Below are 13,054 nucleotides of genomic sequence, written 5' to 3'. Positions count from 1 at the left end.
TGAAGGTGCCGCCTTGTATCGGGTCGGGCGTCACATCGCTGTCAGCGACGCGACACCACGATTGGCGAGCTGATCGGCGCGCTCGTTTTCCGGGTGTCCGTTGTGACCGCGCACCCAGCGCCATTCGAGCTCATGCTGCGCGACGAGCGCATCGAGCCGCTTCCACAGATCGGCGTTCTTCACCGGCTGCTTGGCCGCGGTGATCCAGCCTTTCTTTTTCCAGCCGTGAATCCACTCGCTGATGCCTTTCTGCACGTATTGCGAATCGGTGTGCACAACCGCCTTGCAGGGGCGCTTCAATGCCTCGAGCGCGGCGATCACGCCCATCAGTTCCATGCGGTTGTTGGTGGTGTTGGCTTCGCCGCCGAACAGCTCTTTTTCCTGGTCGCCGAAGCGCAGTAAGGCGCCCCAGCCGCCGGGACCGGGGTTGCCCTTGCAGGCGCCGTCGGTATAAATGTCGATGATGTCAGTGGTCATTGAGTGTGATTGCGTGTGTTCGGTGTGGCGGCGGGCGCGAGGCCCGCGGCGAGGACGGGTTTCTTCACTTTCAGCGGGCCGACGAGGTGCATGCCGCGCACGCGCTTGATCGCCTTGATCATGTAGGTGGCGCCGAAAATCGGCCACCAGCGGTCGCCGGCGGCTTCCATGAAACCATAGCGCGACAGCCACTGATCGCTGCCGAGCGGCGGACGATAGCAGCCGAAGCGCCCGCGTTCAAGGTCGAAACCGAGCAGCTTGATCCAGTCCTTTAAACGCGTGAAGGCGATCAGGTCGACGGCCGCCGGCACGAATGGCCGGCCGGTCATCTTGCCGACCGATTGCCGCGCGCCCCACAGCGACAGCGAATTGAAGCCGAGAATGATCAGTTGCCCCTCGGGCATCAGTACGCGCTCCGCTTCGCGCAGCAGCCGGTGGGGATCGCTCGTGAATTCCAGCGTGTGCGGCATCACGATCAGATCGACGCTCTGTGCTTCGAACGGCAAATCGAGCAGATCGCACCACACGGCGCTACGCCCGGCCGGTGCCGGCAGGCCAGGCGCGGTGCCTGCGTGCCCGGCGCCGCGCGGAAACGCGTAGGGCGCGCTGGCGCCGCTCGCCGCGTCCAGCACCAGCCCGCGACACGGCATGCGGTTTTCGCGCAAGGCGTCGAGTTGCGGCAAGCCGAGTTGCAGCGCATGGTAACCGAACACGTCCGACACCACGCGATCGAGCTGGGTCTGCTCCCAGTCGAGCACGTAGCGGCCAGGGGGTGAGTCGGTCCACGCGGGCCAGTCTATAATCGCTCGGTCAGTCATATCAAAGAATGCGTCGCCTATGAATGCGCTCGAGTACGTACCGGTCCCGGCGTTTGAAGACAATTACATCTGGGTCGTTGCCGACGGTCACCATGCGGTGGTCGTCGATCCGGGTGAGGCCGCCCCCGTTCACGCGTATCTGGCGAAACGGGGCTGGAGGCTGAGCGCTATTTTACTCACGCACCACCATCAAGACCACGTCGGCGGGGTGGCCGATCTGCTGAATGGCCAGGCCGTGCCCGTGTACGGCCCCGCCGGTGAGGCGATCGAGCATCTCACGCATCGTCTTGAAAATGGCGATCGCGTGACGATCGAGGCGCCCGCGCTCGAATTCAGCGTGCTCGAAGTGCCTGGGCATACGAGCGGTCATATTGCCTACTTCCAGGCCGCCGACCCGCGCGGCACGCCGCACGTGTTTTGCGGCGACACGCTGTTTGCGTGCGGCTGCGGGCGGCTCTTCGAAGGCACGCCGAGGCAGATGCTCGCCTCGCTGGATGCGCTCGCCGTGCTGCCAGGCGCGACCGAGGTCCATTGCGCGCACGAGTACACGCTGTCGAACATTCGCTTCGCGCTGGCCTGCGAGCCGGAGAACGCCGAACTGCAGGCCTGGCGTGATAAGGCGACCGAATTGCGGGCCCGTCACGTGCCCACGCTGCCGACCACCATCGCCCACGAGCGCGCGGTGAACCCGTTTTTGCGCGCTGGCGATCCGGCCGTTCAGGCAACCCTGCAGGAGCAGTTGCACGAAAAGGTGCCGGATCGATTGGCAGCATTTACGCTGATGCGCGAATGGAAAAACCGCTTCCGCTGACCCGAACCGGATCAGGGTATTCCTCACGCGATGAATCGGAAAAATTCGCCAAGCCTAAGATTTGCTTGATTTTTTCGTCATTTTCCGATTGACGTAAACGTTGCCGTTTCGTACTATCGGCTGCAAATTCCAGCCCTTGTGGAAGCCGAGACGTTCATGAGATTTATCTTTAGTGCGTTGCTGGTCCTGACGCTCGCCGCGTGCGCGAGCCAGGGACCGACGACGAATAGCCCGACCACCTCAACCAACCCCGCCAGCCAGCAAGCCGTAGCCGACGCCCTTCGCAAGACAGCCGCCGCCAAAGAGACGATCAACGTCGACCAGGGTTCGGTCGATCAATTGACGAGCCAGGACGCCGATCTGTGGGGCCGTATTCGCCGTGGTTTTCAGATGCCGGATCTGCAAACCGACCTCGTCGACATGCAGGTCAGCTGGTATGCGCAGCGCCCCGACTACGTGCAGCGCATGACGGAACGCTCGCAGAAATACCTGTATCACATCGTCGAAGAGCTCGAAGCGCGTCATATGCCGACCGAACTCGCATTGCTGCCGTTCATCGAGTCCGCGTATAGCCCGCAGGCATTGTCGGTGGCGAAGGCGGCCGGCATGTGGCAGTTCATGCCCGGCACGGGCCGCACCTACAATCTCAAGCAGAACATGTGGCAGGACGAGCGCCGCGACGTGCTGGCCTCGACCAGCGCCGCGCTCGACTACCTGTCGCGCCTGCATGACATGTTCGGCGACTGGCAACTCGCGCTTGCGGCATACAACTGGGGCGAGGGCAACGTGCAGCGCGCGATCGCGCGCAACGAGGCGGCGGGGCTGCCTACCGACTACCTCAGTCTGCGCATGCCGAACGAGACGCGCAACTACGTGCCGAAGCTGCAGGCGGTGAAGAACATCGTGATGAACCCGCAAATGTACGGGCTCGCGCTGCCGTCGATTCCGAACCACCCGTATTTCGTGACAGTGACCACCTCGCACGACATCGACGTGGACATGGCCGCGAAGCTCGCGAATCTTTCGCTGGACGAATTCCGCTCGTTGAATCCGTCGTTCAGAAAGCCGGTGATTCTCGGCACAACGCAGCCGCAAATCCTGCTGCCGTTCGACAACGCGAGTGCCTTCGAGCGCAATCTGAAAACCTACTCCGGTTCACTGTCATCCTGGACCACGTACACGGTCACCGAGCGTTCGGCGCCGGCGGCGATCGCGCAAAAGATCGGTGTGGATGCTGACACGCTGATGGAAGTGAACAAGATTCCGGTCGGCATGCGTCTGAAGCCAGGTTCCACGATCGTGGTGCCGCGCGGCACGGACGACGACGAGGACATTAGCGCGGACGTTGCCGAAAGCGCCGTGCTGGCCATGGAGCCGGACGTTCCCGATACCCGCAAGATGCTGATCCGGGTGCGCCGCAATCAGACCATGGCGGCTATCGCGGTGCGCTACGGCGTCTCGGTCGGCCAGTTGAAGGGCTGGAATCGCACCCATCGCGATCAGGTTTCGCGTGGCCAGGTGATCGTGCTGCACGTGCCGGTGGGCAAGGCCATGCCAAGCGAGCCCGGTCCGGAACGTATCGCGACCGACGTACAGGGCGGCGGTGTCGAGAAGATCGGCACGCGTGTCGCAGACACGAAGAGCGAATCGCGCTACGATAAGAAGAAGGGTCGTGGCCGGTCTGCCGTGGTGAAAGTATCGGAACCGGTGGGTAAAGCCAGTCAGTCGGCGGAATCTGGCGCCAGCAAGGGCAAGGTGACGAAGGTGTCGGCTTCCACATCCAGCAAGGCGTCGAAGGCTGCGGCAGAAAGCCGCCCGAAGACCGCGGCCAACGCGAAGAAGGGTAAGTAGACCAAAAAGCGGCTCACCACGGTGGTGACCACATGCGTTGCGGGGGCAGCGCGTGAATTGCGCTCCGATCACACCGTGTTTCTTCCAACGCCGTCACCTGTGTGACGGCGTTTTTCATTCTGCAGACGAACTCGGCGAACTCGGACCATTTCCTTTATCGTTCGTGTTTCAGCCATCCGGCAGTCCGACCCCTCATTTATGTCGTCAACCCAGCTCCGAGTTTTTCTCCTGTTTTCTGCCGGTTACTTCGTTTCATACGTGTTTCGCGGCGTCAATCTGGGGTTTGCGCCTCTGATTACGCACGATCTAGCGCTGTCGGCCACGGATCTCGGCTTGCTGACGAGTCTGTATTTCCTTGGTTTCGCAGGCGCACAGATTCCGGCCGGCGTGCTGCTCGATCACTTCGGCGCGCGTCGCGTGACAGCGGTTACGCTGCTGTTCGCCGCCGTGGGGATATGGGTGTTCGGCGCGGCGCACAGCATCGGCGTGATGATGGTGGGGCGCCTGCTGATCGGCGTGGGCGTATCCGTGTGTCTCGGGGCGGCCTTCAAGGCCTTGGCGCAGCACTTCCCGTCGGCGCGCCTGCCGCTGATGAACGGGCTGGTGATGGCGATCGGCGGCTTCGGCGGCGTGATGGTCGGCTCGCCGCTCACCTGGGTGCTCACATTCGCCGGCTGGCGCGCGGTCTGTGTCGGGCTGGGCCTGCTGACGGTGCTGGTCGCGGCGGCACAATGGACGCTCACACCGGATACCAAGGAAACGCACCGTCAGGGCAGTGTCGGCGCGCAGTTCAAAGGCACACTGCATATTCTGAGGAGCGCGGCGTTCTGGAAGATCGGGTCATTCTCGATGGTCACGCAAGGCGTGTTCTACGCAATGCAATCCCTGTGGGTTGGCGCCTGGCTGCGTGACGTGCAGGGTTTTGAGCCGCGTGAAGCCGCGGCGCTGGTGTCGGTTCTCGGCTTCGCGATGATGGCCGGCTGCGTCGGCTTCGGCGCGGCGGCGCGCAGTCTCGAGCGGCGCGGCGTGTCGCTTTACGCATTTTGCGGCATCGGCATGGTGCTGTTCGTTTTGACCCAGTTGCTGATCATGTTCAACGTGCCGCTGCCCGCAAGTCTGCTGTGGGCAGCGTATGGGATATTCGGCGGCACGGGCATTCTCAGCTATGCGGTCATGGCGCGGCATTTCCCGGCGCAGATGATCGGCCGGGCCAATACCACGCTGACGCTGATCATTTTTCTGCTGATTTTCGGCTTCCAGATCGGCGTCGGCGCTGTGTTGTCGCGCTGGCCGGCCAGCGGCGGTCACTATCCGGCAGCCGCGCATCTGACCGCATGGGGCATCCTGGTGGCGCTGCAGGTGTTGAGCGCGATCTGGTACGTATTGCCTAGGCGGACGCTGATCCAACCGGCGCACGCGCATGCCGGGCAAGAGGCTTGAGCGTGCCGCGAACCGCGGGGTCGGCATAGGTCATGGTTGCCGCTGCCTATCCCGTTTCTGATCTGTGCAAATTTCGTCCCGCAGCCCCTGAAGCCTTGCGTGGCCAAGCTTCGCGCGGCTTCAGGAGTGGCTCTTCTAAGCCCGTTCGCCATCTCGGATTTGAAGGGAAGGGTAGTTTCGCGCTATAATTTCAAGGTTTGAGCTTATCAACCCGCACCCTAGCGCCTACCTCTCCCATACCGTTCATCCGCCGCGCGCTTCTGACGCCACGCACCCAGCCGATCCGTCCACACAATGGACTCATCGCGCCCCTTGCGACGTCACCAGCAGTACGCGAGCGAGTCTGCGCGCGCATTGCATCAATGCGTTTCGCTGCGGCTCGCAGTCGGACAGACAGGTCGGCAACAGGGTGTTCCCCAAGGAGTCTCCCGTGTTGCCGTCATTTTCTCCCGCTCTGCTCGCGCTCGCCGACGGCACGGTCTTTCGTGGTTACTCGATCGGCGCCCCCGGGCATACGATCGGCGAAGTCGTGTTCAACACCGCTATCACCGGCTATCAGGAAATCCTGACTGACCCGAGCTACGCGCGCCAGATCGTGACCCTCACGTATCCGCATATCGGTAACGTCGGTGTGAATGCTGAAGACGTCGAAGCCTCGAAAGTCCATGCCGCCGGCCTGATCATCCGTGATCTGCCGCTTCTCGCGTCGAACTTCCGCATGGAGCGCACGCTCCCGCAATACCTCAAGGACGAAGGCGTAGTCGCCATCGCCGGTCTCGACACCCGCATGCTGACCCGCGTTCTGCGCGACAAGGGCGCGCAGAACGGCGCCATTCTCGCCGGTTCGGACGACGAAGCGAAGGCCATCGAACTCGCGCGCTCGTTCCCGGGGTTGTCGGGCATGGACCTCGCGAAGGTCGTGTCGACCAAAGAAACCTACGAATGGACCCAGACCGAATGGCGTCTCGGCACCGGCTACGGCAAGCAGAACGCGCCGAAGTACCGCGTGGTCGCGTTCGATTACGGCGTGAAGTACAACATCCTGCGTATGCTGGCCGAGCGCGGCTGCCACGTCACCGTGCTGCCGGCACAAGCCTCCGCGGCTGACGCGCTCGCGCTCAACCCGGACGGCGTGTTTCTGTCGAATGGCCCCGGCGATCCGGAACCGTGCGACTACGCGATTCGCGCCACCAAAGAGTTGATCGAGCGTGGCATTCCGACCTTCGGCATTTGCCTCGGTCACCAGATCATGGGCCTCGCCGTCGGCGCCAGGACCATGAAGATGAAGACCGGCCATCACGGTGCGAACCATCCAGTGAAGGATCTCGACGACGGCCGCGTGGTCATCACGTCGCAGAACCACGGCTTCGCAGTCGACGCCGCCACGCTGCCGGCCAACGCAAAAGCCACGCACATTTCGCTGTTCGACGGCACGCTGCAGGGCTTCGCACTGACCGACAAGCCGGCGTTCTGCTTCCAGGGCCACCCGGAAGCGTCGCCCGGTCCGCACGACATCGCCTATCTGTTCGACCGCTTCACCGCGCTGATGGACACGAAGAAGGCTGGCAAAACCGCAGCGGCAACAGCGGCATAAGCAGCCGCGTGTGAGGCGCCCAGCGGCGCGCGGCTCGCGACGTGAAGCGCGCACTCAGCGCACACGCACAGCGAGCCGCACCCAACAGAGCGCGCGCAACTTGGCAACGACGCGCGCCGACGGAAAGAATTCAGGAATACATTAGCGAGAGCGTTATGCCCAAGCGGACAGACATCAAGAGCATCCTCATCATCGGCGCGGGTCCGATCATCATCGGCCAGGCGTGCGAGTTCGACTACTCGGGCGCACAGGCATGCAAGGCGCTGCGTGAGGAAGGCTACAAGGTCATTCTCGTCAACAGCAATCCGGCGACGATCATGACCGACCCGAACACGGCCGACGTGACCTACATCGAGCCGATCACGTGGGAAGTGGTCGAGCGCATCATCGCCAAGGAGCGCCCGGACGCGATCCTGCCGACGATGGGTGGCCAGACCGCGCTGAACTGCGCACTGGATCTTCACGCGCATGGCGTGCTGGAAAAGTACAAGGTCGAGCTGATCGGCGCCTCGCCGGAAGCGATCGACAAGGCGGAAGACCGCCAGAAGTTCAAAGACGCGATGACCAAAATCGGCCTCGGTTCGGCCAAGTCGGGCACCGCGCATTCGATGGAGGAAGCACTGCAGGTGCAGGCCGATATCGCGACGCAAACCGGCAGCGGCGGCTATCCGGTCGTGATCCGTCCGTCGTTCACGCTGGGCGGCTCGGGCGGCGGTATCGCCTACAACCGCGACGAATTCGAAGAGATCTGCAAGCGCGGCCTGGATCTGTCGCCCACGCGCGAACTGCTGATCGAAGAATCGCTGCTCGGCTGGAAAGAGTACGAGATGGAAGTGGTCCGCGATAAAAAGGACAACTGCATCATCGTCTGCTCGATCGAAAACCTGGACCCGATGGGCATCCACACCGGCGACTCGATTACCGTTGCACCGGCGCAAACGCTCACAGACAAGGAATACCAGATCCTGCGTAACGCATCGCTCGCTGTGCTGCGCGAAATCGGTGTGGACACGGGCGGTTCGAACGTTCAGTTCTCGATCAATCCGAAAGACGGCCGGATGATCGTGATCGAGATGAATCCGCGTGTGTCGCGTTCGTCGGCATTGGCGTCGAAGGCCACCGGCTTCCCGATCGCGAAGGTCGCGGCGAAGCTGGCAGTCGGCTACACGCTGGACGAGCTGAAGAACGAAATCACCGGCGGCCAGACCCCGGCATCGTTCGAACCGACGATCGACTATGTCGTCACCAAAATCCCGCGTTTCGCGTTCGAGAAATTCCGCGAAGCCGACGCGCGCCTGACCACGCAAATGAAGTCGGTCGGTGAAGTGATGGCAATCGGCCGCACCTTCCAGGAATCGTTCCAGAAGGCGCTGCGTGGCCTCGAAGTGGGCGTGGACGGTCTCGACGAAAAGACCAATAACCGTGACGAGATCATCCGCGAGATCGGCGAAGCCGGTCCGGATCGCATCTGGTACGTTGGCGACGCCTTCCGTGTCGGCATGACGGCCGAAGAGATTTTCGAAGAGACCTCGATCGACCCGTGGTTCCTCGCGCAGATCGAACAGATCATCCTGAAGGAAAAAGCCGTGGCTGGCCGTACGCTGGCGAGTCTGTCGAAGGAAGAACTCAAGTATCTGAAGCAAAGCGGCTTCTCGGATCGCCGCTTGGCCAAGCTGCTTGGCGCGAAGCCGGCGGAAGTGCGTCAACGCCGTATCGAGTTGAACGTGCGCCCGGTCTACAAGCGCGTCGACACGTGCGCGGCCGAGTTCGCCACGAAAACCGCCTACATGTACTCGACCTACGAGGAAGAGTGCGAAGCGAATCCGACCAACAACAAGAAGATCATGGTGCTGGGCGGCGGCCCGAACCGGATCGGCCAGGGCATCGAGTTCGACTACTGCTGCGTGCACGCCGCGCTCGCCATGCGCGAAGACGGCTACGAAACGATCATGGTCAACTGCAACCCTGAAACCGTTTCGACCGACTACGACACGTCCGATCGTCTGTACTTCGAATCGCTGACGCTCGAAGACGTGCTCGAAATCGTCGACAAGGAAAAGCCGGTCGGCGTGATCGTGCAATACGGCGGTCAAACGCCGTTGAAGCTCGCGCTCGATCTCGAAGCGAATGGTGTGCCGATCGTCGGCACGTCGCCGGACATGATCGATGCAGCGGAAGACCGCGAGCGTTTCCAGAAGCTGCTGCAGGACCTCGGCCTGCGTCAGCCGCCGAACCGCACCGCGCGTGCCGAAGACGAAGCGCTCAAGCTCGCTGAAGAAATCGGCTATCCGCTGGTGGTGCGTCCGTCGTACGTGCTGGGCGGCCGCGCCATGGAAATCGTCCACGAGCCGCGCGACCTCGAGCGCTACATGCGTGAGGCCGTGAAGGTGTCGAACGATTCGCCGGTGCTGCTCGACCGCTTCCTGAACGACGCGATCGAATGCGACGTGGATTGCATCTCCGATGGCGAAGCCGTGTTCATCGGCGGCGTGATGGAGCACATCGAACAGGCGGGCGTCCACTCGGGCGACTCGGCCTGCTCGCTGCCGCCGTACTCGCTGTCGAAGGAAACCATTGCTGAGTTGAAGCGCCAAACCGGCGCCATGGCGAAGGCCCTGAACGTGATCGGCCTGATGAACGTGCAGTTCGCAATCCAGCAGGTGCCGCAGGCAGATGGCTCGAAACAGGACATCATTTACGTGCTGGAAGTGAACCCGCGTGCATCGCGCACGGTGCCGTACGTGTCGAAGGCGACCAGCCTGCCGCTCGCGAAGATCGCGGCGCGCGCAATGGTCGGCCAGAAACTCGCCGATCAGGGCGTGACGAAGGAAATCGATCCGCCGTACTTCAGCGTGAAGGAAGCGGTGTTCCCGTTCGTCAAGTTCCCGGCAGTCGATCCGGTGCTCGGACCGGAAATGCGCTCGACCGGTGAAGTGATGGGCGTGGGCCAGACGTTCGGCGAAGCGCTGTTCAAGTCGCAACTGGCGGCGGGTTCGCGTCTGCCGGAGTCGGGCACGGTGCTGCTGACCGTGATGGATGCCGACAAGCCGAAGGCCGTCGAAGTCGCACGCATGCTGCACGAACTCGGCTATCCGATCGTCGCGACCAAAGGCACGGCTGCCGCGATCGAGGCGGCCGGCGTACCGGTCAAGGTCGTCAACAAGGTGAAGGACGGCCGTCCGCACATCGTCGACATGATCAAGAACGGCGAAATTGCGCTGGTCTTCACGACCGTCGACGAAACCCGTGCGGCGATCGCCGACTCGCGTTCGATTCGCATGAGCGCTCAGGCGAACAAGGTCACGTACTACACGACAATGTCCGGTGCACGGGCCGCGGTGGAAGGTTTGCGCTATTTGAAGAACCTGGAAGTCTATGATTTACAAGGACTCCACGCTCGCCTAAACTAAGGCTTCGAATATCTGTCCAAGATGTAAGTGCCGCGGTTAAGCGGCGTTCCGCAGGTGCTGCGGGCCAGGTCTGGTCCCGCGCTCCGGCCCTTGCGGAATGCACTTAACCGCGGTGATTTTTTTTACGGCTGTTTTTTGCACATAGAGTTGTTTATGAGCACTGTTCCATTGACGAAGCGCGGCGCGGAAATGTTGCGCGATGAATTGCAGCGCCTGAAATCGGTTGAGCGTCCTTCGGTGATCAATTCGATCGCGGAAGCGCGTGCCCAGGGCGATCTGTCGGAGAACGCGGAATACGACGCGGCGAAGGAAAAGCAGGGTTTCGTCGAAGGCCGTATTGCCGAAATTGAATCGAAGCTGGCCGGTGCGCAGGTGATCGACCCGTCCAAGGTGGAGGCGGACGGCCGCGTGGTGTTCGGCGCAACGCTCGAACTCGAAGACCTGGATTCGGGGGCGAAGGTCAAATATCAGATCGTCGGCGACGACGAGGCGGACATCGACCACGGTCTGATCTCGATCAGCTCGCCGATCGCGCGCGCATTGATTGGCAAGGCGGAAGGCGACGTTGCATCGGTGCAGGCACCGGGCGGCGTGCGCGAGTACGAAATCATCGCGGTTAGCTACGTTTGAACACGGCCCCAGTGTCCTTGATGCCGCATCGACTGTTCCGTCTGCTGACGGTGGTGTGGGTCGGTAGTCTGCTGACTATCGGCTATGCCGTCGCGCCGGTGCTGTTCACATCGCTCGACCGGATGACGGCAGGGGCGGTGGCGGCACAACTATTTCGCATCGAAGGCGTGGTGGGTGCGGTCTGCGGCATTTTGCTGCTGGTTCTGGCCAATGTGCTGATTCGGCGCGGTAGCGATGCGTATCGTCGTGCGCGCTGGTTGATCGCCGGGATGCTGGTGTGCGTGCTGGTGGGCTACTTTGCTTTGCAGCCGTTTATGAATGCAATGCGCATAGCCGCGCTCGAAGCGGGCAGCGATGTCGGGCATTCCGTTTATGCAACGCGCTTTGGCATTCTGCACGGCGTCTCGAGCCTGTTCTATCTGATCGAGAGCCTGCTGGGCGTGGCGCTGGTGTGGAAGCTGCCGGCGAGTGTTGGCGCGGTGGCGGCGGAGCAGAGTGCGCGCAGTGGGGCCGGGAAGGTAGCGGGTTAGCGTTGTTTGCCGCTGCCGCCTGAGCGGACGGCGCGACCTCGCTTTCGGTGGCACACGTTGGGGTGCGGAGATTGCCCGCACCCATCATCATTCGCTTATTTCGACGACTGATGCGCGCGCTTTGCGCTGGTCTGGCGCTTCTTGGCGCGCTTGATGTTGCCGCCTTGCGTGACGCGTTCATTGCCGCGCACCACAACGGCTTTCGCCTTCGGCTTGCGCATCGGAATTTCGCTGGGCTTCACCACCGTGACCACGCGAGGTGCGCGGCCTTTGCCCGGCTTGGCGTCAACAGCCGCTTCACGGGCGCTCGGCAGGGCGCCGCGTTTGGCCTTCACCGCCGGCTGCGAGGCTTCCGGCTTCCAGATCACCAGCAGTTTGCCGATGTGCTGGATCGGCGCGGCGTTCAGCGTGTCGCAGATCTGTTCGTAGATGGCGATGCGCTCTTCGCGCTCGTCGCCAAATACGCGGATCTTGATCAGTTGGTGGGCGCCAAGGTGGACCTTGATCTCGGACAGCACAGCGTCGGTCAAGCCTTCGGCGCCGACGAGCACAACCGGTTTGAGCGCATGCGCCTGGGCGCGCAACTCGGCGCGTTGGTCGGAAGAGACTTTGAGGGCTGGCATGGAAAGTGGGAGACTCGACTAAAATGGCGGCACCTGCGGGTCCGGTGGATTGGGCCAATCTGGCAATCCAGGGCATCCGGCAGGGCGGCGCGTCAGAACAACAGAATCGCGGATGACCGCCAGTTTTGCCGGTGTCCGCGCGAATTAACCGCGTATTATCCCCTAAAGCGCGACATAACGCAGCAAGGTTTCAACGTTTAATGGCAAAAAACAAGTTCAACACGGCGTGGCTGCACGATCACATCAACGACCCGTATGTAAAAATGGCGCAGCGGGAGGGTTACCGCGCCCGTGCCGCGTACAAGCTCAAGGAAATCGACGAGCAGGACAAGCTGATCCGTCCGGGTCAGGTGATCGTCGACCTCGGCTCGGTGCCGGGCAGCTGGAGCCAGTACGCGCGTAACAAGCTCGCCAAGGGTTCGCAGCGCGATGCAGAGCGCGAAGGCGGCATCGACGGCACGATCATCGCGCTGGACATGCTGCCAATGGAGCCGATCGCCGACGTCCATTTCATTCAGGGTGACTTCCGCGAAGATTCGGTTCTCGGACAGCTCGAAGAATTAGTCGGAGAACGCCAGGTCGACCTTGTAATTTCGGATATGGCGCCCAACCTGTCGGGAGTGGCGGTGGCGGATGCCGCGCGAATCGAACATTTGTGTGACCTCGCGCTGGAATTCTCGCAAAATCACCTGAAGCCAGATGGTGCCCTTTTAGTCAAATGTTTTCACGGCAGCGGTTACAGCCAGATTGTCGAAAAGTTCAAGCATCAGTTCAAGGTGGTGGCGGCCCGCAAGCCGAAAGCGTCGCGGGATAAATCGTCAGAAACATTTATTTTGGGTAAGCATCTGAAACGGCCCGCATAAAGCGGCG

At 62.1% G+C, this 13,054-nt stretch carries 11 protein-coding genes; 8 read left to right on the top strand and 3 right to left on the bottom strand.

Features of this window, described 5'->3' with window-relative positions; translation table 11 throughout:
* Positions 1 to 30 precede the first annotated feature (30 nt).
* Together rnhA and PQR27_RS15065 are read right to left on the bottom strand one after the other, a co-directional pair.
* Positions 31 to 477 (bottom strand): ribonuclease HI, encoded by a 447-nt coding sequence (gene rnhA / locus PQR27_RS15070; RefSeq protein ID WP_408524404.1) that lies wholly within the window; start codon positions 475 to 477, stop codon positions 31 to 33.
* The gene (locus PQR27_RS15065; RefSeq protein WP_408524403.1) at positions 474 to 1,295 is read right to left on the bottom strand and encodes a methyltransferase domain-containing protein; all 822 of its coding nucleotides are present in this window, start codon (positions 1,293 to 1,295) and stop codon (positions 474 to 476) included. Before PQR27_RS15065 ends, rnhA begins: the two co-directional genes overlap by 4 nt.
* Before the next feature lie 19 nt (positions 1,296 to 1,314).
* Here PQR27_RS15065 and gloB point away from each other — a divergent pair, with 19 nt between their 5' ends.
* The 7 genes from gloB (at position 1,315) to PQR27_RS15030 (ending at position 11,561) form a co-directional block, all read left to right on the top strand.
* Positions 1,315 to 2,106, top strand: a complete 792-nt coding sequence (gene gloB / locus PQR27_RS15060) for a hydroxyacylglutathione hydrolase (protein ID WP_408524402.1) — start codon at positions 1,315 to 1,317, stop codon at positions 2,104 to 2,106.
* A gap of 156 nt (positions 2,107 to 2,262) precedes the next feature.
* On the top strand, positions 2,263 to 3,957 hold the full coding sequence (locus tag PQR27_RS15055; RefSeq protein ID WP_408524401.1) for a transglycosylase SLT domain-containing protein: 1,695 nt from the start codon (positions 2,263 to 2,265) through the stop codon (positions 3,955 to 3,957).
* Positions 3,958 to 4,155: 198 nt separating this feature from the next.
* On the top strand, positions 4,156 to 5,397 hold the full coding sequence (locus tag PQR27_RS15050) for an MFS transporter (RefSeq protein ID WP_408524400.1): 1,242 nt from the start codon (positions 4,156 to 4,158) through the stop codon (positions 5,395 to 5,397).
* A gap of 430 nt (positions 5,398 to 5,827) precedes the next feature.
* Complete coding sequence (carA, locus tag PQR27_RS15045) at positions 5,828 to 6,991, top strand: glutamine-hydrolyzing carbamoyl-phosphate synthase small subunit (RefSeq protein WP_408524399.1); 1,164 nt, start codon at positions 5,828 to 5,830, stop codon at positions 6,989 to 6,991.
* A gap of 155 nt (positions 6,992 to 7,146) precedes the next feature.
* Positions 7,147 to 10,401 (top strand): carbamoyl-phosphate synthase large subunit, encoded by a 3,255-nt coding sequence (gene carB, locus PQR27_RS15040; RefSeq protein WP_408524398.1) that lies wholly within the window; start codon positions 7,147 to 7,149, stop codon positions 10,399 to 10,401.
* A 153-nt stretch (positions 10,402 to 10,554) separates the two neighbouring features.
* The gene (greA, locus tag PQR27_RS15035) at positions 10,555 to 11,031 is read left to right on the top strand and encodes a transcription elongation factor GreA (RefSeq protein WP_408524397.1); all 477 of its coding nucleotides are present in this window, start codon (positions 10,555 to 10,557) and stop codon (positions 11,029 to 11,031) included.
* Between the two features lie 20 nt (positions 11,032 to 11,051).
* Complete coding sequence (locus tag PQR27_RS15030) at positions 11,052 to 11,561, top strand: DUF4149 domain-containing protein (RefSeq protein WP_408525498.1); 510 nt, start codon at positions 11,052 to 11,054, stop codon at positions 11,559 to 11,561.
* Positions 11,562 to 11,656: 95 nt separating this feature from the next.
* On the opposite strand, the gene PQR27_RS15025 is transcribed toward PQR27_RS15030, so the two are convergent.
* Positions 11,657 to 12,184, bottom strand: coding sequence for a YhbY family RNA-binding protein (locus tag PQR27_RS15025; protein ID WP_408524396.1), 528 nt, complete (start codon positions 12,182 to 12,184; stop codon positions 11,657 to 11,659).
* A gap of 200 nt (positions 12,185 to 12,384) precedes the next feature.
* Here PQR27_RS15025 and PQR27_RS15020 point away from each other — a divergent pair, with 200 nt between their 5' ends.
* On the top strand, positions 12,385 to 13,047 hold the full coding sequence (locus PQR27_RS15020) for an RlmE family RNA methyltransferase (RefSeq protein ID WP_408524395.1): 663 nt from the start codon (positions 12,385 to 12,387) through the stop codon (positions 13,045 to 13,047).
* Positions 13,048 to 13,054: the final 7 nt, after the last annotated feature.

This window comes from Paraburkholderia fungorum (assembly GCF_046027215.1).
GTDB lineage: Bacteria > Pseudomonadota > Gammaproteobacteria > Burkholderiales > Burkholderiaceae > Paraburkholderia > Paraburkholderia fungorum_D.
The sequence above is the reverse complement of the archived record's forward strand: the minus strand, read 5'-3'. Positions and strand labels throughout refer to the sequence as shown.

Excerpts from the sequence above, each read along its gene's own strand:
- rnhA (WP_408524404.1), bottom strand. The coding sequence starts at position 477 with ATGACCACTGACATCATCGACATTTATACCGACGGCGCCTGCAAGGGC.
- PQR27_RS15065 (WP_408524403.1), bottom strand. The coding sequence starts at position 1,295 with ATGACTGACCGAGCGATTATAGACTGGCCCGCGTGGACCGACTCACCC.
- gloB (WP_408524402.1), top strand. The coding sequence starts at position 1,315 with ATGAATGCGCTCGAGTACGTACCGGTCCCGGCGTTTGAAGACAATTAC.
- PQR27_RS15055 (WP_408524401.1), top strand. The coding sequence starts at position 2,263 with ATGAGATTTATCTTTAGTGCGTTGCTGGTCCTGACGCTCGCCGCGTGC.
- PQR27_RS15050 (WP_408524400.1), top strand. The coding sequence starts at position 4,156 with ATGTCGTCAACCCAGCTCCGAGTTTTTCTCCTGTTTTCTGCCGGTTAC.
- carB (WP_408524398.1), top strand. The coding sequence starts at position 7,147 with ATGCCCAAGCGGACAGACATCAAGAGCATCCTCATCATCGGCGCGGGT.
- greA (WP_408524397.1), top strand. The coding sequence starts at position 10,555 with ATGAGCACTGTTCCATTGACGAAGCGCGGCGCGGAAATGTTGCGCGAT.
- PQR27_RS15030 (WP_408525498.1), top strand. The coding sequence starts at position 11,052 with ATGCCGCATCGACTGTTCCGTCTGCTGACGGTGGTGTGGGTCGGTAGT.
- PQR27_RS15025 (WP_408524396.1), bottom strand. The coding sequence starts at position 12,184 with ATGCCAGCCCTCAAAGTCTCTTCCGACCAACGCGCCGAGTTGCGCGCC.
- PQR27_RS15020 (WP_408524395.1), top strand. The coding sequence starts at position 12,385 with ATGGCAAAAAACAAGTTCAACACGGCGTGGCTGCACGATCACATCAAC.